Origin of the sequence: Lysobacter enzymogenes (assembly GCF_017355525.1) — a bacterium.
Classification (GTDB): domain Bacteria; phylum Pseudomonadota; class Gammaproteobacteria; order Xanthomonadales; family Xanthomonadaceae; genus Lysobacter; species Lysobacter enzymogenes_C.
Genome location: NZ_CP067395.1, coordinates 5,681,634 through 5,697,531, shown reverse-complemented (window position 1 = coordinate 5,697,531; position 15,898 = coordinate 5,681,634). Strand labels below are relative to the sequence as shown.

Below are 15,898 nucleotides of genomic sequence, written 5' to 3'. Positions count from 1 at the left end.
TCGAACCTTAGTGGCTCTTGATTCGAAAACAAGGAAAGCGCCTTTCTTTGGTTACTTTCTTTGGCAAGACAAAGAAAGTGACCCGGCCGCTTGCGGACGGAAGCTCTTGATTGCAGCTTCTCGCCACTCGCAACTGCAACAACGACACAAGCACAAACAAAGCCCCACCACTCCCAACACACCGCCTAATCCAACACCCGTCCCTTGCGCCAATACCCCATAAAACTGATCGCCGATTTGTCGAACCCGCGCTCGCCGACCAAGTGCCGCCGGATCGCCATCACCGCCCCGGCCTCGCCGGCGATCCACGCATAGAAATCCGACGCGGTCGCCGCCGCCTGCTCCCACAGGATCTCGCGGTCTATATCGATCTCGGCCAGCACCGGCTCCTGCGCATGCGCCCGCGCCGGCGCCAGCTCCGCCGCGCGGATCGCCGCAACCAACCGCGCGCCGTAATCCACCGCAATCGAATCGCTGTGCTCGGCGCGCGGCAACCAATGAACCTGCATGTCGCGCGGCCCGTGCAGCGGCACCGCATCGCCGCGCAACGGCACTTCGATATAAGCGCGCACCTTCGGCGGCTGCGCCTGCGCCGCCAGCGCTTCGAGAATCCCGGCCACGGCCGGCAGCGCGGTTTCGTCGGCGATCAGCAACACCTCACGCACGTCCGCCGGCGGCTGCCACTCGACCCCGCCGCTGTCGTCCTGGCTGGCATGCGGCGCCATCAACACCACCCGGTCGCCTGGCCGCGCATTCAAGGCCCAGCGCGACGCCGGCCCAGCGTCGCCGTGCACCGCGAAATCCACATCCATCTCGCACGCGTCCTCGCGCAGCGCGCGGATGGTGTAAGTGCGCATCGGCGCGCGTTGCGCCTCGTGCTGGTCGCGGTAACGCGCGTACCAATCCTCGCCGCGCGGCACGCTGAGTTCGCCGGCCTCGTTGGGGAAAAAGATCTTGATGCGCTGGTCCGGGCCGAAGCTGCGCGCCTGCGCCAGGCAATCGCCGGCGAAGACGAAGCGCAGCATCGACGGGCTCAGCTCGATGCGCCGACGCACCGAGACATCGAACAAATGGAAGGTTCTGCGTTGGGCCATGGCGGCGCCTCCTGCATGAGCGTATGCACATGGCTGGGGAGCGCGTGGCGCGGCCTGGCTGCCGGTGCGGCGCGTTGCGCGCCGCGAGGGCTACAGCTTAGTCCTCGGCGAAGCGGGCGGGCTTGCCGGCCTTGGCCGATGGCGGGGATCCGACTGTAGGAGCGGCGCGAGCCGCGACTGCGGGCTTGCCTGTTTGCGCCGTAAGCGAGGTTTCGCAGTCGCGGCTCGCGCCGCTCCTACAGAAATCCATCGCGCAAACGCGGCGATCCGCCGCTACAACGAATCCTGCGGCTCCACCACCACCGCATCCTCCGGCACCCGCGCCACGCGATTGCGCGACACACACGCCTCCCAGCGCCAGAACAACCACCCCGCCGCGGTCAGGCACGAGGCGGCGATCGCCAGATGGATCGCGCTGTCGCTGAGCATCGGCGAGATCACCCCCGCCAGCACCGCGTTCAACACCAACCCCGTGAACGCCTGCAACGACGAAGCCGAGCCGCGCTGATGCGGGTACATGTCGAGGATCGACAAGGTCACGATCGGGAACACCAGGGCGATGCCGAACGCCCCGATGCACATCGGCACGACCGCCCACGGCACCCGCGGCACGTCGGTCCACAGGTTGTAGCCGAGGTTGACGACGATGGCGAGCGCGCAGAAGGCGAAGCCGATGTTGACCAGCCGGTCGCCGCTGACCTTGCCGGCCGCGCGCCCGGACACGAACGAACCGGCGACCATGCCGCCGATGGTCGGCACGAAGAACCAGGCGAAATCGCGTTCGCCGAGTTTGAGCAGATCGAGCACGAACGCCGGCGCCGAAGCGATGTACAGGAACAGCGCGCCGAAGTTCAGCGCGCCGACCGCGGTCAGGCGCTGGAAGCGCGGATTGAGGCAGATCGCGAAATAGTCGCGCAGCAGGCGCTTGGGCTTGAGCGGCAGGCGCGCCTGCGGCGGATGGGTCTCCGGCAGCAAGGTCGCCACCGCCAGCCACAGCACCACCGAGAACGCGACCAGGAACCAGAAGATCGCCGGCCAGTGCGACCAGCCCAGGATCCAGCCGCCGATCACCGGCGCGATCGCCGGGGCGATGCCGAAGATCATCATCACCTGGCTCATCAGCCGCTGCGCGTCGTCGCCGTGCAGCAGGTCGCGGATGACGGCGCGGCCTACGATCAGGCCAACACCAGCAGACAAACCTTGGACCGCGCGAAAGAAAAGCAAAGCAGGCAGATCGTCGGCCAAAGCACACGCCGCCGAAGCCAACGTAAAGATAGCCAACCCACCCAAAATCACCTTGCGCCGCCCGATCGCATCCGACAGCGGCCCATGCACGATGCTCATCAACGCATAAGCGACCAGATACACGCTGATCGTCTGCTGCATCTGCAGCTTGTCGGCGCCGAGCTCCACCCCCATCGCCGGAAACGCCGGAAAGATGGTGTCGATCGAAAACGGCCCGAACATCGCCAGCCCGCCGAGCAGCAGGGCCAGGCGGCGGATCGGGATCGGGGCTTTGACGGTGGCGGCGTCGTGGCTCATTTCAGGCAGGGCTCATTTCAGTGCGGGATCGGCGGGAACATCGGGCGGGCCCTTGAGCTCGACCATGTTGCCTTCCGGATCGAACAGATACTGCGAGGGCCCCTCGCCTTCGGCGCCGTAGCGCGAACCGAAATCGCCGACGCGCGCGCCGTGCGCGGCGAGGTGGGCGGCGATCGCGTCGCGGTCGAACGGCTCGGCGCGCAGGCACAGGTGGTCCATGTTGCGGCCCTGCTCGCCCGGCGCGGCGCCGCCGAGGCGGCCGATCTTGCCCTCGACGTCGACCAGGTCGATCAGCGAATCGCCGGCGCGCAACTGGATCAGGCCGATCTCGTCCTGGCGCCGCTCGACGCTGCAACCGAGCACCTCGCAGTAGAAGGCCACCATCGCCGCGGGGTCGCGCACGCGCAGCACCACGTGGTCGAGTTGCAGCAGGCGGAACGGGCGCTCGGCCATCGCCGGACCTCATCGCATGAATGGGGGGCGACAGCATACTCCCGCGCGGCGCGGCCGACGGCTCCCGACCTTGTACCAATCTGTCCGCAGCCCCCTGTAGGAGCGGCGCAAGCCGCGACCGCGGGGTAGCCGGTCGCGCCGCAAGCGTGGTTCCGCGGTCTCGGCTCGCGCCGCTCCCACAGGAGCTGGCCGCCCCCCACCCCCGCCCGCCACCGGCTATAATCCCCGCTTCGACCACGCGGTGGGAGAAGCGACCGCCCGGGCCTCCCGGCCGGCCGCTGCCGAAGGCGCAACGCCCGTAATCGCTCAGGCCCTATACCGTCGCGTGTACAAAACTCTGGAGAGACCGCCCGGCCGCAGCGTCATCGCGGACGGAACCGGCGCCGAAGGGGCACGAAGCGAGCGCGGACAGGAGCGGCCCCAGCGGCCCACCCCTCCCCCAAGCGGCCTGGGCCGCAGCACGCTTCCAAACTCTCAGGCAAAAGGACAGAGGGGCGCCTCGCGTGCGGCACCGCACGTTGCCTTAGGACGCCCCCTGCCATGACTCATTCGACCCTGCGCGATCTCGAGCACCACGACGCCTTCATCGAGCGCCACATCGGCCCCAACGACGCCGAAATCGGCCACATGCTGGAGCAGGTCGGCTACGCCTCGCTCGAAGCGCTGACCGACGCCATCGTTCCCGGCTCGATCAAGTCCCCCCAGCCGCTGGCCCTGCCGCAGGCGATCAGCGAAGTGGAAGCGCTGGCCAAGATCCGCGCCATCGCCGCGAAGAACCAGGTGTTCCGCAGCTTCATCGGCCGCGGCTACTACGGCACCCACACCCCCAACGTCATCCTGCGCAACATCCTCGAGAATCCGGCGTGGTACACGGCCTACACGCCGTACCAGGCGGAAATCTCGCAGGGCCGCATGGAGGCGCTGATCAACTTCCAGACCATGGTCGCCGACCTGACCGGGATGGAGATCGCCAACGCCTCGCTGCTCGACGAAGCCACCGCCGCGGCCGAAGCGATGACCCTGGCCAAGCGTTCGGCCAAGTCCAAGTCCGATACCTTCTTCGTCTCGAAGAACGTGCACCCGCAGACGCTCGAAGTGCTGCGCACCCGCGCCGAGCCGCTGGAGATCCAGTTGCTGGTCGCCGACGACAGCGAAGCCGCGACCGCCGACGTGTTCGGCGCGCTGCTGCAATACCCCGACACCTTCGGCGGCCTCGGCGACTATCAAGCCACCGCCGACGCGCTGCACGCGCGCGGCGCGATCCTGGCCGTGGCCAGCGACCTGCTCGCGCTGGTGCTGCTGAAGTCGCCGGGCGAATTCGGCGCCGACATCGTGGTCGGCAACACCCAGCGCTTCGGCGTGCCGTTCGGCTTCGGCGGCCCGCACGCCGGCTTCATGGCCTGCCGCGACGCCTACAAGCGCTCGATGCCGGGCCGCCTGATCGGCGTGTCGGTCGACAGCGACGGCAAGCCGGCCTACCGCCTGACCCTGCAGACCCGCGAGCAGCACATCCGCCGCGAGAAGGCGACCAGCAACATCTGCACCGCGCAGGTGCTGCTGGCGGTCATGGCGAGCATGTACGCGGTCTACCACGGCCCCGACGGCCTGACCCGCATCGCCCGCCGCGTGCACCGCCAGGCCGCGGTGCTGGCCGCCGCGCTGCGCCAGGCCGGACACAAGGTCGCCGACGGCTTCTTCGACACCTTGCGCATCGACGGCGTCGACGCCGCCGCGGTCCACGCCCGCGCCCGCGACGCGCGCATCAACCTGCGCGAGATCGACGCCGGCAGCGTCGGCATCAGCCTCGACGAAACCGTCAACCGCGCCGACCTGAGCGCGCTGGCCGCCCTGTTCGGCGCCGCGCTCGACATCGACGCGCTCGACGCCGCCACCGCCGACGCGATCCCGGCCTCGTTGCAGCGTTCGTCCGCGTTCCTGCAGCACCCGGTGTTCAACACCCACCACAGCGAACACGAGCTGCTGCGCTACATGCGCTCGCTGGCCGACAAGGACCTGGCGATGGATCGCACCATGATCCCGCTGGGCTCGTGCACGATGAAGCTCAACGCCACCGCCGAGATGATCCCGGTGACCTGGCCCGAGTTCGGCAACATCCACCCGCTGGTGCCGGCCGATCAGGCCACCGGCTACAAGCAGTTGATCGACGAGCTCGAAGCGATGCTGGTGGAATGCACCGGCTACGACGCGGTCAGCCTGCAGCCGAACTCCGGCGCGCAGGGCGAATACGCCGGCCTGCTGGCGATCCGCGCCTACCACCGCTCGCGCGGCGAAAGCCATCGCGACATCTGCCTGATTCCCGACTCGGCGCACGGCACCAACCCGGCCTCGGCGCAGATGTGCGGCATGACGGTCGTGGTGACCAAGACCGACGCCAACGGCAACGTCGACGTCGAAGACATCCGCCGCAACGCCGAGAAGTACAGCGGCCGCCTGGCCGCGATCATGATGACCTACCCGTCCACGCACGGCGTGTTCGAGGAAGAAGTCGTCGAGATCTGCGAGATCATCCATAAGCACGGCGGCCAGGTGTACACCGACGGCGCCAACATGAACGCCCTGGTCGGCGTGGCCAAGCCGGGCAAGTGGGGTTCGGACGTCTCCCATCTCAACCTGCACAAGACCTTCTGCATCCCGCACGGCGGCGGCGGCCCGGGCGTCGGCCCGTGCGCGGTCAAGTCGCACCTCGCGCCGTTCCTGCCGAAGACCGTCGACGGCGAAGGCGAGGTCGGCATGGTCAGCGCGGCGAGCTTCGGCTCGGCCAGCATCCTGCCGATCTCGTGGATGTACGTCACGATGATGGGCACGCAGGGCCTGCGCAAGGCGACCCAGGTCGCGCTGCTCAACGCCAACTACATCGCCAAGCGCCTGGAACCGCACTACGAGACCCTGTACACCGGCCGCAACGGCCTGGTCGCGCACGAGTGCATCCTCGACCTGCGCCCGCTCAAGGACGCCACCGGCATCAGCGCCGAGGACGTCGCCAAGCGCCTGATCGACTTCGGCTTCCACGCCCCGACCCTGAGCTTCCCGGTCGCCGGCACGCTGATGGTCGAGCCGACCGAGAGCGAATCGCAGCACGAGCTGGACCGCTTCATCGACGCGATGATCCAGATCCGCGACGAGATCCGCGCGGTCGAAGACGGCCGCCTGGACCGCGAGGACAACCCGCTCAAGCACGCCCCGCACACCGCCACCCAGGTCAGCGCCAGCGAATGGACCCGCGCCTACCCGCGCGAGCTGGCCGCGTTCCCGCTGCCGTCGCTGAAGCTGCAGAAGTACTGGCCGCCGGTGTCGCGGGTGGACAATGTGTATGGCGACAAGAATGTGATGTGCGCTTGTATTCCGGTGGATGCGTATAAGGAAGAAGTCGAGGCGTAAGTTTCGGCGGATCGCGCTAGAACGAAGGCCCCGCATATGCGGGGCCTTCTTTTTTCACCGCGGATGCGTCTGCGGCGCAGTTGCGGATTCGCACGGCCGCCGCATACACCCTACAGCTGCGATCCGGCCTGATCGAGCTTGTGCACCTTCGCTCAATGAAAAAGCCCCGGATTTCCGGGGCTCTTTCCTTTTTCGAACGACCTGGCCGGGCTAAATGGTCAGCCCCAGCTCCCGACGGAACAGCATGATGAAAAGCCAGATGATGTAGAACGCCACCAGCCCGACGAGATAGAACCGCAAGCGCGTCGCACGCCGTCGCTGCTCGCTGCCGAGGTTTTCGAGCCCGGGCAGACGCCCGAGCAGCAGCGGCAAGGCGACCGCGCGGGTCGCACCGCCCAATCGCGGCGAGCCCAGCTTGGTCCACAGCTCGCGCGACTCTTTCTCCAGCCCTTTGAGAAACGTCGACAGCTCATACAGGTATACGAAGCTGAAAACGATCGCTATCGGCGCCAGCAGCACCAAAATACTAATCACCATCCTTATTGCTCCAAAGCGTCGTGCCGATCGACAAGGGCTTATTGATGATGCCCTTCCCGCCGATGCCCAAACCGCCAAATCCCTTCAAGGTAGCCGTTCCACCGGGGTTCAACTGGATCTTCAGCCCGCCTGCGACCAAATCGCCGACCTTCACGTCTCCGCTGTCGAAGAAGACCGGCGCATCTTTCGCGCCCGGGACATTGAAAGTGAGGATATCGACTTCGACGCCCGCGAACGCTCCTGCGCCTTCACCAAGAGCTCCCATGAGTTCCAGTTTCTTCTCGCCGGTTTTCAGGCTATCCGAAAAGGACAAGGTGCCGCCAGGGCCGGCAGCGCCGGACACTTCGGCGTAGATCGTCATGTTGGTCTTATCGACGACGGCGCCTGCGATGTTCTGAATCAACTCGCTCATGCTTCCCGCGGGCTGACGTCCCGACCGCTCGCCGCCCGACGAGCCCGCCGAGGTGGCCATTCGGGTAGCCGCACTGGAATCTTTCGCTGCGATCGAACTCCAGTCCTTGCGATCCTTGATGTCCTGCCGTGGGGTTCGTCCATCCGGATCCGTAAACCGATACGGATTGCTGTTGGCGTAAGCGTAGCGATTGAAGTTGGCCCCGGTACCGGTGTCGGCCGCGACCGGATCCACCGAAAGGAAGCGTCCCACGCTCGGATCGTAGTACCGCTGCTGCATCTGAATCAAACCGGTGGTGCGGTCCATCAGATGGCCGGTGTACCCAATTCCGCTGTACGCGGAGTTGTCGATGACTTTTCCGTAAGGCTCGAACTCATTCCGGGACAATACCTGACCGGCAGCGTCGGTCACCGCTACCGGGCTGCCTAGGGCGTCGGTGTGCTGGTAGAGAATCCGTTCGGCGCCACCGCTGCGGTCCTTCTCGCGGATGGCCAGCAAGCCGCCTCGCAGGAAGATGTTCGCGCTGTCCTTTCCGGCATCGGAGTCTTCCGTGTAAGAGGGTTCTCCGTCGCGGTTGTACAGAGAGAGCAACCGCGTGTTGCCGTCGGAAGAAAGGCTCAGCACACGCCTGCCTTCGGCGTCGTAACGGTAGCTCTCCAAGCCGACGGCCTCGCGCAGCCGATTGCCGTAATCGAAGACATAAGACTGGCCGTTCTTGTTCTCCAGATTGCCCTGATCGTCATAACCGAGCCCGACGATCGATTCGCCGGCGCTGTTGCGAATGTTCGTCAGCCGCGATCGCTCGTCGTAAACGTAGGAGGCATAGTCCCTGACTCCAGGCAGGACCCATGAACGCAAATTGTCCTGAGCGTCGTAGGAGAACCGGTGCCAGCAATCTCCGCCGAAACTGCAGGAACCCGCCGACTTGAGCCTGTCCAGGCCATCGTATTCCATGGTCTTGCTGTAATGATCGCCACGCGCACGGTCGTAGACGATACCGACGTTTCCGTTGCGGTCGTAGACCGTCTCGAGATCCAGCACCCCACCATCGGTACTACGTTGCGGCAACTGGCGCAGATTCTGCGTCATCGTGTGGACGATGCCGTTGCCGTAAACGAAGCGCTGCACGCCACCGTTGGCGTAGTAGTCGATCTGCGACGCGTACAACGCGCCCGGGCTGCTGACGCGTCTGGGCTGACCCAGCGCATCCGGCTCCAGAGTAACTACTAGGCCGTTCGGATAAGCCTGGCTGGCATGATTTCCGATGCGGTCATACCCGTACCCCAGGTCCAAACGGTACGAACCCGGCTGTGCGGAAGCTTCGCCGATCACCAAGCGCCGTTTGTTGTAGGTGTAGTAATTCTCGATCGGCGCCGAACTGCCTGTTTTGTTGTAAGTAACGACCTTGCTCGGAAGGCCATCGGGCGTGTATTCCCATGTCTGATTACCCCGCCCGTCGGGGAAAACCAGGGTCTTCAGTCTCCTGCGCGCATCGTAGCCACGTAAGATCGCGCGTCCGGACGCGGACGCATCGGCCCGGTTGCAGTTGTCGGTGGCAGGTAGATTCAGCCCCGACGCGCTCCACGCCACGTTGCCCGCATCGTCGTACGCCACGACCGTCGATCCGGTCTCCGGCTCGATCACCTTGCACAGCCGCTGCTGCTCGTCGTAGACGTAGCGACGCGTATTGGGCTGTGTAACCGGCACCGCCGGCGCCGGCACGCCGAAGCGGCCCGACGCGTTGACGGCGAGATTCGCCGCGCCCACCGGCGAAACGCCGTAGACGTAGATCAGCCGGCCGGAGTACTGCGCGCGCAGTTCGTTGCTGATCGGGATCGCGAAACGGTGGTTGTTGCTGTCGACCTTGCACGCGGCGGCCACCGCGGCTTCGCTGGCCTGGTTCGCCGGATACGTGCCGACGAGTACCGAGCCCGCCGCGCCGGCCGGACCGCCCACGTACATCTGCACGTCGACCGGCGCCTCATGCGTGGTCGCGCAGGCCCAGCCGATCAGCGCGCCGCCGTCGGAGGTGAGGCCGTCGATGTTGCCGGTAATCGTCGGCTGCGGGCGGCGGGCGACTACATCGACGGACGAAAGCACCTGTCCGTCGAACACCAGTTGATAGCGGACCCCGGCTTCAGTGATGTTGTTCAGATTGTAGAAACCACTCGTCGTCAGCGGCGTGCGCGATACGACGTTGCCGTTGAGATCGCCCTGCCACAGTTCGCCACGCAGGTTGGAACTCCACGTCAGTGTGGTGCCGCAGGTGGTCGCGCCCTTGAGCAGTTCGCAAGGATTCGGCTGCGCGCTGATGGTTCCGGCCGGGACCGGAAATACGGTCACGGTCTGGCTGGCAGTGGCTTGGCCGAACCACTCTACGCCGTCCTGCACCATCTGCAGTTGCACGAAGAACGCGGTCGGCTCGGCCACTTGCGGCGCGGTCAGGGTGAAATTGAAGGTAACGGCCTCGCCGGGAGCCACATCATTCGGCAAGCCGACGCGGCTCATGCCCCAGTTGAAGTTGTCGCGGGGATTCTGCGTCCCCAGCGAGTAAGCGCGCGACGACGACCACGTAGTGGTTCCGGTGTTGCGCATTTGCACGCTCACCGCCTGGGTCCGGCCGGAATAGATGCGCGGCTGGCTTTCGGCGAACAGCTGCTGCGAAACGAACTGCGCTTCGTTGTACTGCGCCGGAGGCGGATTGACGGTGACCACCACGTCCAGCGACCGCATCTTGCGCACGCGTTCCTCGCCGCGGTAGATGCTGATGCCGTCGGCCTCGGCGTAGTACGTGTAGGTGCCCGGCGCCAGACCCGCTTCGAAGAGCCCGCCGGAGGTGTTGTTCGTGGCGCGCACGCCGTTGCGGTAGACCTTCACCGAGCGCACGGTCTCTACGCTGGATCCCTGCATGCCGCTGCCGGACTGGATCCCGACGGTATAAGAGGCAGGCACCGTGTAGCTGCTCTGCGGCGGAGGCACCAGTTTGATCCAGGCCGGCGCGGCGGCCGCCAGCGCGGGCGCCAGCGCGACCATCAGAATCAGCAGGCGCAGCAACGCCAGCCGCCAACTCCGAGCCCCGCCCACTTCAGCGCGTCTTGCGCCGGACAGCCTTTCCTGCATTGCGTTCCCCGCTTGCGCCGACATCGTGGTGCTGCCGCAGCCGGCAGCGATTCGCATCCGATTCATGACTCCCCCTTACTGCGCTGTCGACATGCGCTGGATCTCCAGCGGCTTGCCGAACGCGTCGCGCATGATCTGCGTGCGCACGCTCTCCGGCGCGTCGATCACCGCCGGCGATTCGTAGCCCGGCTCGCCGAACACCTGGAAAGTCTCGACCGTAGCCAGCCCGCGAGGGTTCGTGGTCTTGCGCTTGAAGCCTGCCAGATACTCGGTCGTCGTGGTCAGCGCCCCCAGCTCGGAATCCTGCACCGCTGCGGTCTGGCGTCCCAACGCGTCGTAGGCGTACGCCGTACCCGGCACCGACTGACGGAAATCGCCGATATGGCGGGTCGGAAGCGATTTGAACGCCATTCGTCCCTGGGCGTCGTAGCGGGTGAACACCTGCTTCTGGGTATTGCGGCTGGCGTCGCCCAGGTCGAACTCCATCTCCAATACCGGCCGCAGGAACGCATCGTAGTAAGTGTCGCTGCGGCGATCGCCGGTGATGGCGACGCGGCGCCAGTGGTTGGGCTCCAGCCCGTACTCGGCCACCGGTACGCGCGAGAATTCTTGGCTCATCGGGTGCCAGTCGACGGTATCGCCCTGCGGATAAACGATTCCGGCCAGCCGGCCCATGCCGTCGTAGCTGTACTGGGTGGCGAAGCCGTTTTCGTCGGTAGTCGACACTACCCAGCCGCGATCGTCGACCACGGCCGACTCGCTCGCGCCCGCGGGGCTTTCCGGCGTGGCCGGACGCTGGATCGTCTGCGGCACGCCGCGCTTCCAGTTGGCGAACGCGGTGACGTTGCCGGCGCCGTCCTTGACGGTTTCCAAGGTGCCGTCGGCGCGGTAAGTGAACGCGCTTTTCAGTTTGCCGAATTCGGTCACCCGGCTGACCAGCGCAGTGGCGGGATCGAACGCGGCGCGCGCTGTCTCCACTCCGTTGAGCGAGGTCGCCGAGACCTGGCCCAGCACCCACTTGCCGGCGTGATCGTAGAATTCGCTGCCTTCGCTGCGGCTATAGCCCAGCGTGTTGTAGCCTGTGAAGCGCAGCACGCGCGCGTATACGTCGAAGATCTGGTTCTCGGTCGTGAACGTCACGCCGTCCTGGACGATCTGCCTGGTCTTGAGCGGGCGGTTGTTCAAGTAGCCGACGCTGCCGCCGATCACCTTGGGCACAGCGCCGTTGATGGCCGGGAACGGTTGCCCTTCGGCGCTGCCGACATAGGTGTTGCTGACCGTGCGCAACGCGACGCCCGCCGCAGTGCGCCTCGACTCCTCGAGCAGTTCGCCCACGCTCTGGGTGAAGTCGTTGTTGAATTTGTAGACGTTCACCGAACTGTCCGGATTGGTCATCCAGGTTTCCGAGGGCCGGTAGCAGGTACCGGGCGTCTCGCAGTCGGCTTTCCAGCTCCAACTGGGCTTATAGACATAGCTCCAGGTGAGCGCCGGCACGCCCGGGCCGGTAACGGTCTTGGAGTAGAGCGAACCGACCGTGTATGCCATCGGCGTACCGCTCAGACGCGTCCAGATCTGCTCCTGACGCGGGAAGCAAACAGCGCTGGTGCGGTTGGTGCCGTGCACCAGGCGCCGGAACTTGAACTCGCCCACCGCGCCCGAGGGATGGGTGACGACGAACGAACTCATGTCGGCCGGCAGCGGTTGCTGCGCCGAAGTCTGCGTCCCGACGTTGGGCGAACAGGTCTGCCACAGCGTATTGACGTCGGTATTCATGAAATAGAAGTTCTGGCCGTACTGGTAACCCCAGGCCGAACCGTCCGGCAGAGTGACGCTGCTCAGCCACTGGCCGCTGGCCGGCTCCGGACGCGGCGCGTACGCATAGCGCCATACACGGCCCGCTGCGGTAATCGATTCGATCCGGCCATCAGCGTTGTAGGCCAGCCTCGCTTCGACGCCGTCGTTGGAGCGCACCGCGAGCAAGCGATGAGGGTTGGCTGGGTCGTAGTCGTACGCGATCCAGTTGCCCTGCGCGTCCTCGACCCGAGTCGCGTACAGGAAGGCTTCGACCCGGCGCGTGCCCAGTCCGCCGCCGAACTCGCCCGGAACGCCGCGGATCCGCTTGGTCGGCCGCACCACCATCCAGTCGAAGAAGTAGCGCTGGCCGTTCGGCGTCGCCACCAGGAAGCCTTCGCCGGCCGCGTTGCGCACGCTCGGTAGGCAGGCCACTTTCCAGTTCGACTTGGTGCCTCCGTAATAGGCGAGCCCGTCGCTGGGCCTAGCCTGGCCGGCGCCGAGGTTGAGCATCAACTCCTCGCCTTGGCCTGGAATGTTGATCATGTTGCCGGCCCAGTAATCGCCGCCGGCGTAGGAGCTCTTGCGGTCGGACGCATCCAGATCGGGCACGGTCGGCGGCGAGTAGTCGGCAACACTGCAACGCTGGGTCGAACCTTTCCAACTGTCCGGAAAGCCGTTGCCTTGATATTCGCGGTCGGCGACTACCCAGCCGATGCGCTCATCGAAGATGCCGTGGATGTTCGGCACGTCCAGTATCCAGGACGAACCGAACACGGCTTGCGCGCCGTTCCAGGATTGGTTCGTGTTGCTCGCCATCGCCAGCTTGCGCCCGATCGCCACGGTCAACGCGCTGTTGGTCTTGAGCGACACGTCGGTCGCCGAGAATGTGGTGGCGCCGTCGAACAGACTGGTCTTGTCGCCGAACATGCCGTCGGCGGTAAGCACCGTCACTTCGGTGCCCTTGACCTGACCATCGTAGTCTTCGATCACGGTGGGGCTGGCGACCGCGGCCAGGGCGCTGGCGGATGCCAGGGAGCCCCCCGCCGCTATCGCAGCGGCGAGCAGGCTGATGGACAAAGAGGGTCTGGAAATCACTTCTGTTCCTCGGCGTGATGCGATGCAAGTCCTGGCGCTGGATAGCGCCTCGCGACGGCGGGCGCCGCGCGCGAACGTCTGCAGCAGGGCGCGGCGCGCGAACGAATTCGCGCGCAGTCCGCCGCAGGGATCGTGGTTGGGTGAGTACTAAGGTTGTAGCGATTGATTCTTCATGGCCGCGTTCTCCTTGCGATCGTTCTCCAGTCGCGGCACGCGCACAGCGCTGCCGCTTATCGAGCCGATCCCCGGCTGCCGCGCCCCCCGGGCGCCGGCATCGGGCCACCGCACCGGCCCGCTCGAAAGACGGGAAACCTCGCCCCATCCCCTGGCAAAAGGGTCGCCGGTCGCGAGGGAAAAGAGAAGTCGCAAGACAGTGCCGCCAAACAGGGCAAAACTTCTGTGCGAAACCCATACGCTTAGTTCAGATCCGCGCGGTCGAAGACGGCCGCCTGGACCGCGAGGACAATCCGCTCAAGCACCCCCCGCACACCGCCCGCGGCGAATCGCCGGCAACGCAAAGGCCCCGCTCGCGCGGGGCCTTTTGTTTTTGCGGCGCGGTCTCGGCGCGGCTAGGTCGTCAGACCGAGTTCGCGCCGAAAGACCATCGCCACGAGCCAGACCAGGTAGAAGATCGTCGACGCGATCGCGTAAACGCGCAGACGTGCGGCGCGTCGGCGCTGCGCGGCCGGCAGGCGCTCGAGCGCAAAGCGGCCGCGCATCACCGGCACGACGACGCGGCGGGCGGCCGCGCCCAGCACCGGCTTGCCGAGCTCGGCCCACAGCTCGGCGGATTCGCGCTGCAGGCCCCGCAGAAACGTTCTCAGCTCGCACAGATAGACGAAACTGAAAACGATGGCCACAGGGGCCAGCAACACCAGGACGCTGTACATGTCCGCTGCCGGTTGCGGATCTTCGCCGCGCTTACTCGGCCGCCGGCTTGAGCTTGGCCGACGCCGCGTCGAAATCGGCCTTGGTCGCCGGCGACAGGTTCGGCCGGCCCGCGAACACGCCCATCGTCACCGAGCCCTGCACGTAGTAGGTCTCGCCCGCCTCGACTTCCAGATTGAGGATGTCCTTGGCTTCGGAGTGCACGGTGTACTCGTGCGCGCCCGGCTCGACCGCGGCGACGAAGTACTTGCCGTTGCGCAGCTTGCCGAGTTCGGTCGTGCCTTCGCGCACCTTGTAGCCGATCGCGGCGCCGGCGAACTTGGACGGACGGAAGAACACGACCTGGCCCTTGCCGGGCTGCGGCGCGCCGATCAGCGCGCCCGACGCGGCGGGAGCGGCGGCGGGAGCGGCAGCAGCAGCGGCGGCCGGCTCGGACTTGGCTTCGGCCGCAGCCGCTTCGCCGGTGGCCTGCGCGGCCGGTTCGGCCGTAGCCGCTGCGGCGGGCGGCACCTGCTTGGCCGGATCGACCGCCTGGCCGTTCCAGGCCCAGGCCGACAACGGCAGCAGCAACACGGCGGTCAGGACATACGCGGACTTGGACTTCATTGGACAGCTTCCCCTGTGGTTGGGTGTTGCGTGGAAATCGATGCCGGCGGCGCGCTCGCGGGCGCGGCGGCGGGATGGGAGGCGGATGCCGGGGCCGGCGCAGCGGAGGCGGACGCCGAATCGGCGGCGGGCGCGGAGGCCGGCGCAGACGCGGCCAGCGGCGCGGACGACAGGTCCACGGCTTCGGCGAGGCGGGCCTGCGCGCGCGCGCCGGCCGGAATCTCGATCTGGCCGCCGCGCAGGAACATCGCGAGCGGCCCGGCCACGACCGCTACGCCGATCGCCGCGCCCATCTTGTCCTGGCCCGCGCCGGACAGGCGGAAGCCGCGCAGCGCGATGCGCCGCCCGTCGTGTTCGATGTAGCGCGCCGCCAGCAGCAGTTCGCCGGGCTTGCCGCCGCCGCGCGAGCGTTCGGCGTGGATCACTTCGCCATGGCAGGCCGCGCCGGCCGGCAGCACCATGGCGCCGTCCACCAGCAGCGGTTCGGCCAGGCGCAAGGCGAAGCCGTCGCCGCGCTTGGCGGTGGCCGAACTCAAGGGTTGCGCGGTTTCCAGGATCACGCCGGTGTCGGCGGGAATCCGCTGCGCGGATGCTGCAACGGCGCCCGCGGCCTCGGCGGGAACCGCCGCAGCGGGCACGGGCGCGGGGGCCGGGATCGGCGCCGCACCGGGCGCGGGCGAAGCCGACGCCGCCGCGGCCTCGACGAGCGCCGCCCCGGCGTCCGGCCGGGCCTGGGCCGGCCCCCACTGCACAGCGGCGGCCAAAGCCGTCGCCGCGATCAACAAGCGCGATATCGTCAACATCCCGGCGGTCCCCTTACCGTCCTTGGTGGGGCGACACGCTAACCAAAACCCGGGATTCTGCCAAGCAGCGCACAGACCCGGCTTGTCCCGGGCCACAGTGCCCTGCCCGCGGCCTCCTCGCTGCGCCCCGGCGGCAGTCCCCCGAGAAACCGGAG

The 15,898-nt window shown here is 66.8% G+C and carries 10 protein-coding genes and 1 riboswitch; of the genes, 1 reads left to right on the top strand and 9 read right to left on the bottom strand.

The features are described from left to right. Positions 1–185: 185 nt before the first annotated feature. The 3 genes from JHW38_RS24110 to JHW38_RS24100 all read right to left on the bottom strand — a co-directional run bounded on the left by JHW38_RS24110 (position 186) and on the right by JHW38_RS24100 (position 3,089). Positions 186–1,094 (bottom strand): siderophore-interacting protein, encoded by a 909-nt coding sequence (locus JHW38_RS24110; RefSeq protein ID WP_207523804.1) that lies wholly within the window; start codon positions 1,092–1,094, stop codon positions 186–188. Between the two features lie 273 nt (positions 1,095–1,367). After that, a complete protein-coding gene (locus tag JHW38_RS24105; RefSeq protein WP_207523803.1) occupies positions 1,368–2,636 on the bottom strand; it encodes a multidrug effflux MFS transporter in 1,269 nt (422 codons plus the stop codon). 12 nt (positions 2,637–2,648) lie between these two features. Then, on the bottom strand, positions 2,649–3,089 hold the full coding sequence (locus JHW38_RS24100) for a VOC family protein (protein WP_207523802.1): 441 nt from the start codon (positions 3,087–3,089) through the stop codon (positions 2,649–2,651). A 232-nt stretch (positions 3,090–3,321) separates the two neighbouring features. Beyond that, positions 3,322–3,420: riboswitch (glycine riboswitch) on the top strand. A gap of 209 nt (positions 3,421–3,629) precedes the next feature. On the opposite strand from JHW38_RS24100, the gene gcvP reads away from it, so the two are divergent. Next, complete coding sequence (gcvP, locus tag JHW38_RS24095) at positions 3,630–6,488, top strand: aminomethyl-transferring glycine dehydrogenase (RefSeq protein WP_207523801.1); 2,859 nt, start codon at positions 3,630–3,632, stop codon at positions 6,486–6,488. Between the two features lie 210 nt (positions 6,489–6,698). On the opposite strand, the gene JHW38_RS24090 is transcribed toward gcvP, so the two are convergent. From JHW38_RS24090 to JHW38_RS24065, 6 genes are all read right to left on the bottom strand, one after another. Continuing rightward, positions 6,699–7,025 carry a hypothetical protein gene (locus JHW38_RS24090; RefSeq protein WP_207523800.1) on the bottom strand — a complete coding sequence of 109 codons (327 nt, stop codon included), beginning with the start codon at positions 7,023–7,025 and terminating at the stop codon, positions 6,699–6,701. Next, entirely contained in the window at positions 7,015–10,623 is a 3,609-nt protein-coding gene (locus JHW38_RS25645; protein WP_242691082.1) for an RHS repeat domain-containing protein, read from the bottom strand. Before JHW38_RS25645 ends, JHW38_RS24090 begins: the two co-directional genes overlap by 11 nt. A gap of 9 nt (positions 10,624–10,632) precedes the next feature. Then, on the bottom strand, positions 10,633–13,428 hold the full coding sequence (locus JHW38_RS24080) for an RHS repeat domain-containing protein (RefSeq protein WP_207523799.1): 2,796 nt from the start codon (positions 13,426–13,428) through the stop codon (positions 10,633–10,635). Between the two features lie 587 nt (positions 13,429–14,015). Then, on the bottom strand, positions 14,016–14,336 hold the full coding sequence (locus tag JHW38_RS24075; RefSeq protein ID WP_207523798.1) for a hypothetical protein: 321 nt from the start codon (positions 14,334–14,336) through the stop codon (positions 14,016–14,018). A gap of 31 nt (positions 14,337–14,367) precedes the next feature. Next, the gene (locus tag JHW38_RS24070) at positions 14,368–14,940 is read right to left on the bottom strand and encodes a DUF2846 domain-containing protein (RefSeq protein WP_207523797.1); all 573 of its coding nucleotides are present in this window, start codon (positions 14,938–14,940) and stop codon (positions 14,368–14,370) included. Continuing rightward, positions 14,937–15,839 carry a hypothetical protein gene (locus JHW38_RS24065; protein ID WP_207523796.1) on the bottom strand — a complete coding sequence of 301 codons (903 nt, stop codon included), beginning with the start codon at positions 15,837–15,839 and terminating at the stop codon, positions 14,937–14,939. Before JHW38_RS24065 ends, JHW38_RS24070 begins: the two co-directional genes overlap by 4 nt. Between the last annotated feature and the right edge of the window lie 59 nt (positions 15,840–15,898).

Excerpts from the sequence above, each read along its gene's own strand:
- JHW38_RS24110 (WP_207523804.1), bottom strand. The coding sequence starts at position 1,094 with ATGGCCCAACGCAGAACCTTCCATTTGTTCGATGTCTCGGTGCGTCGG.
- JHW38_RS24105 (WP_207523803.1), bottom strand. The coding sequence starts at position 2,636 with ATGAGCCACGACGCCGCCACCGTCAAAGCCCCGATCCCGATCCGCCGC.
- JHW38_RS24100 (WP_207523802.1), bottom strand. The coding sequence starts at position 3,089 with ATGGCCGAGCGCCCGTTCCGCCTGCTGCAACTCGACCACGTGGTGCTG.
- gcvP (WP_207523801.1), top strand. The coding sequence starts at position 3,630 with ATGACTCATTCGACCCTGCGCGATCTCGAGCACCACGACGCCTTCATC.
- JHW38_RS24090 (WP_207523800.1), bottom strand. The coding sequence starts at position 7,025 with ATGGTGATTAGTATTTTGGTGCTGCTGGCGCCGATAGCGATCGTTTTC.
- JHW38_RS25645 (WP_242691082.1), bottom strand. The coding sequence starts at position 10,623 with ATGAATCGGATGCGAATCGCTGCCGGCTGCGGCAGCACCACGATGTCG.
- JHW38_RS24075 (WP_207523798.1), bottom strand. The coding sequence starts at position 14,336 with ATGTACAGCGTCCTGGTGTTGCTGGCCCCTGTGGCCATCGTTTTCAGT.
- JHW38_RS24070 (WP_207523797.1), bottom strand. The coding sequence starts at position 14,940 with ATGAAGTCCAAGTCCGCGTATGTCCTGACCGCCGTGTTGCTGCTGCCG.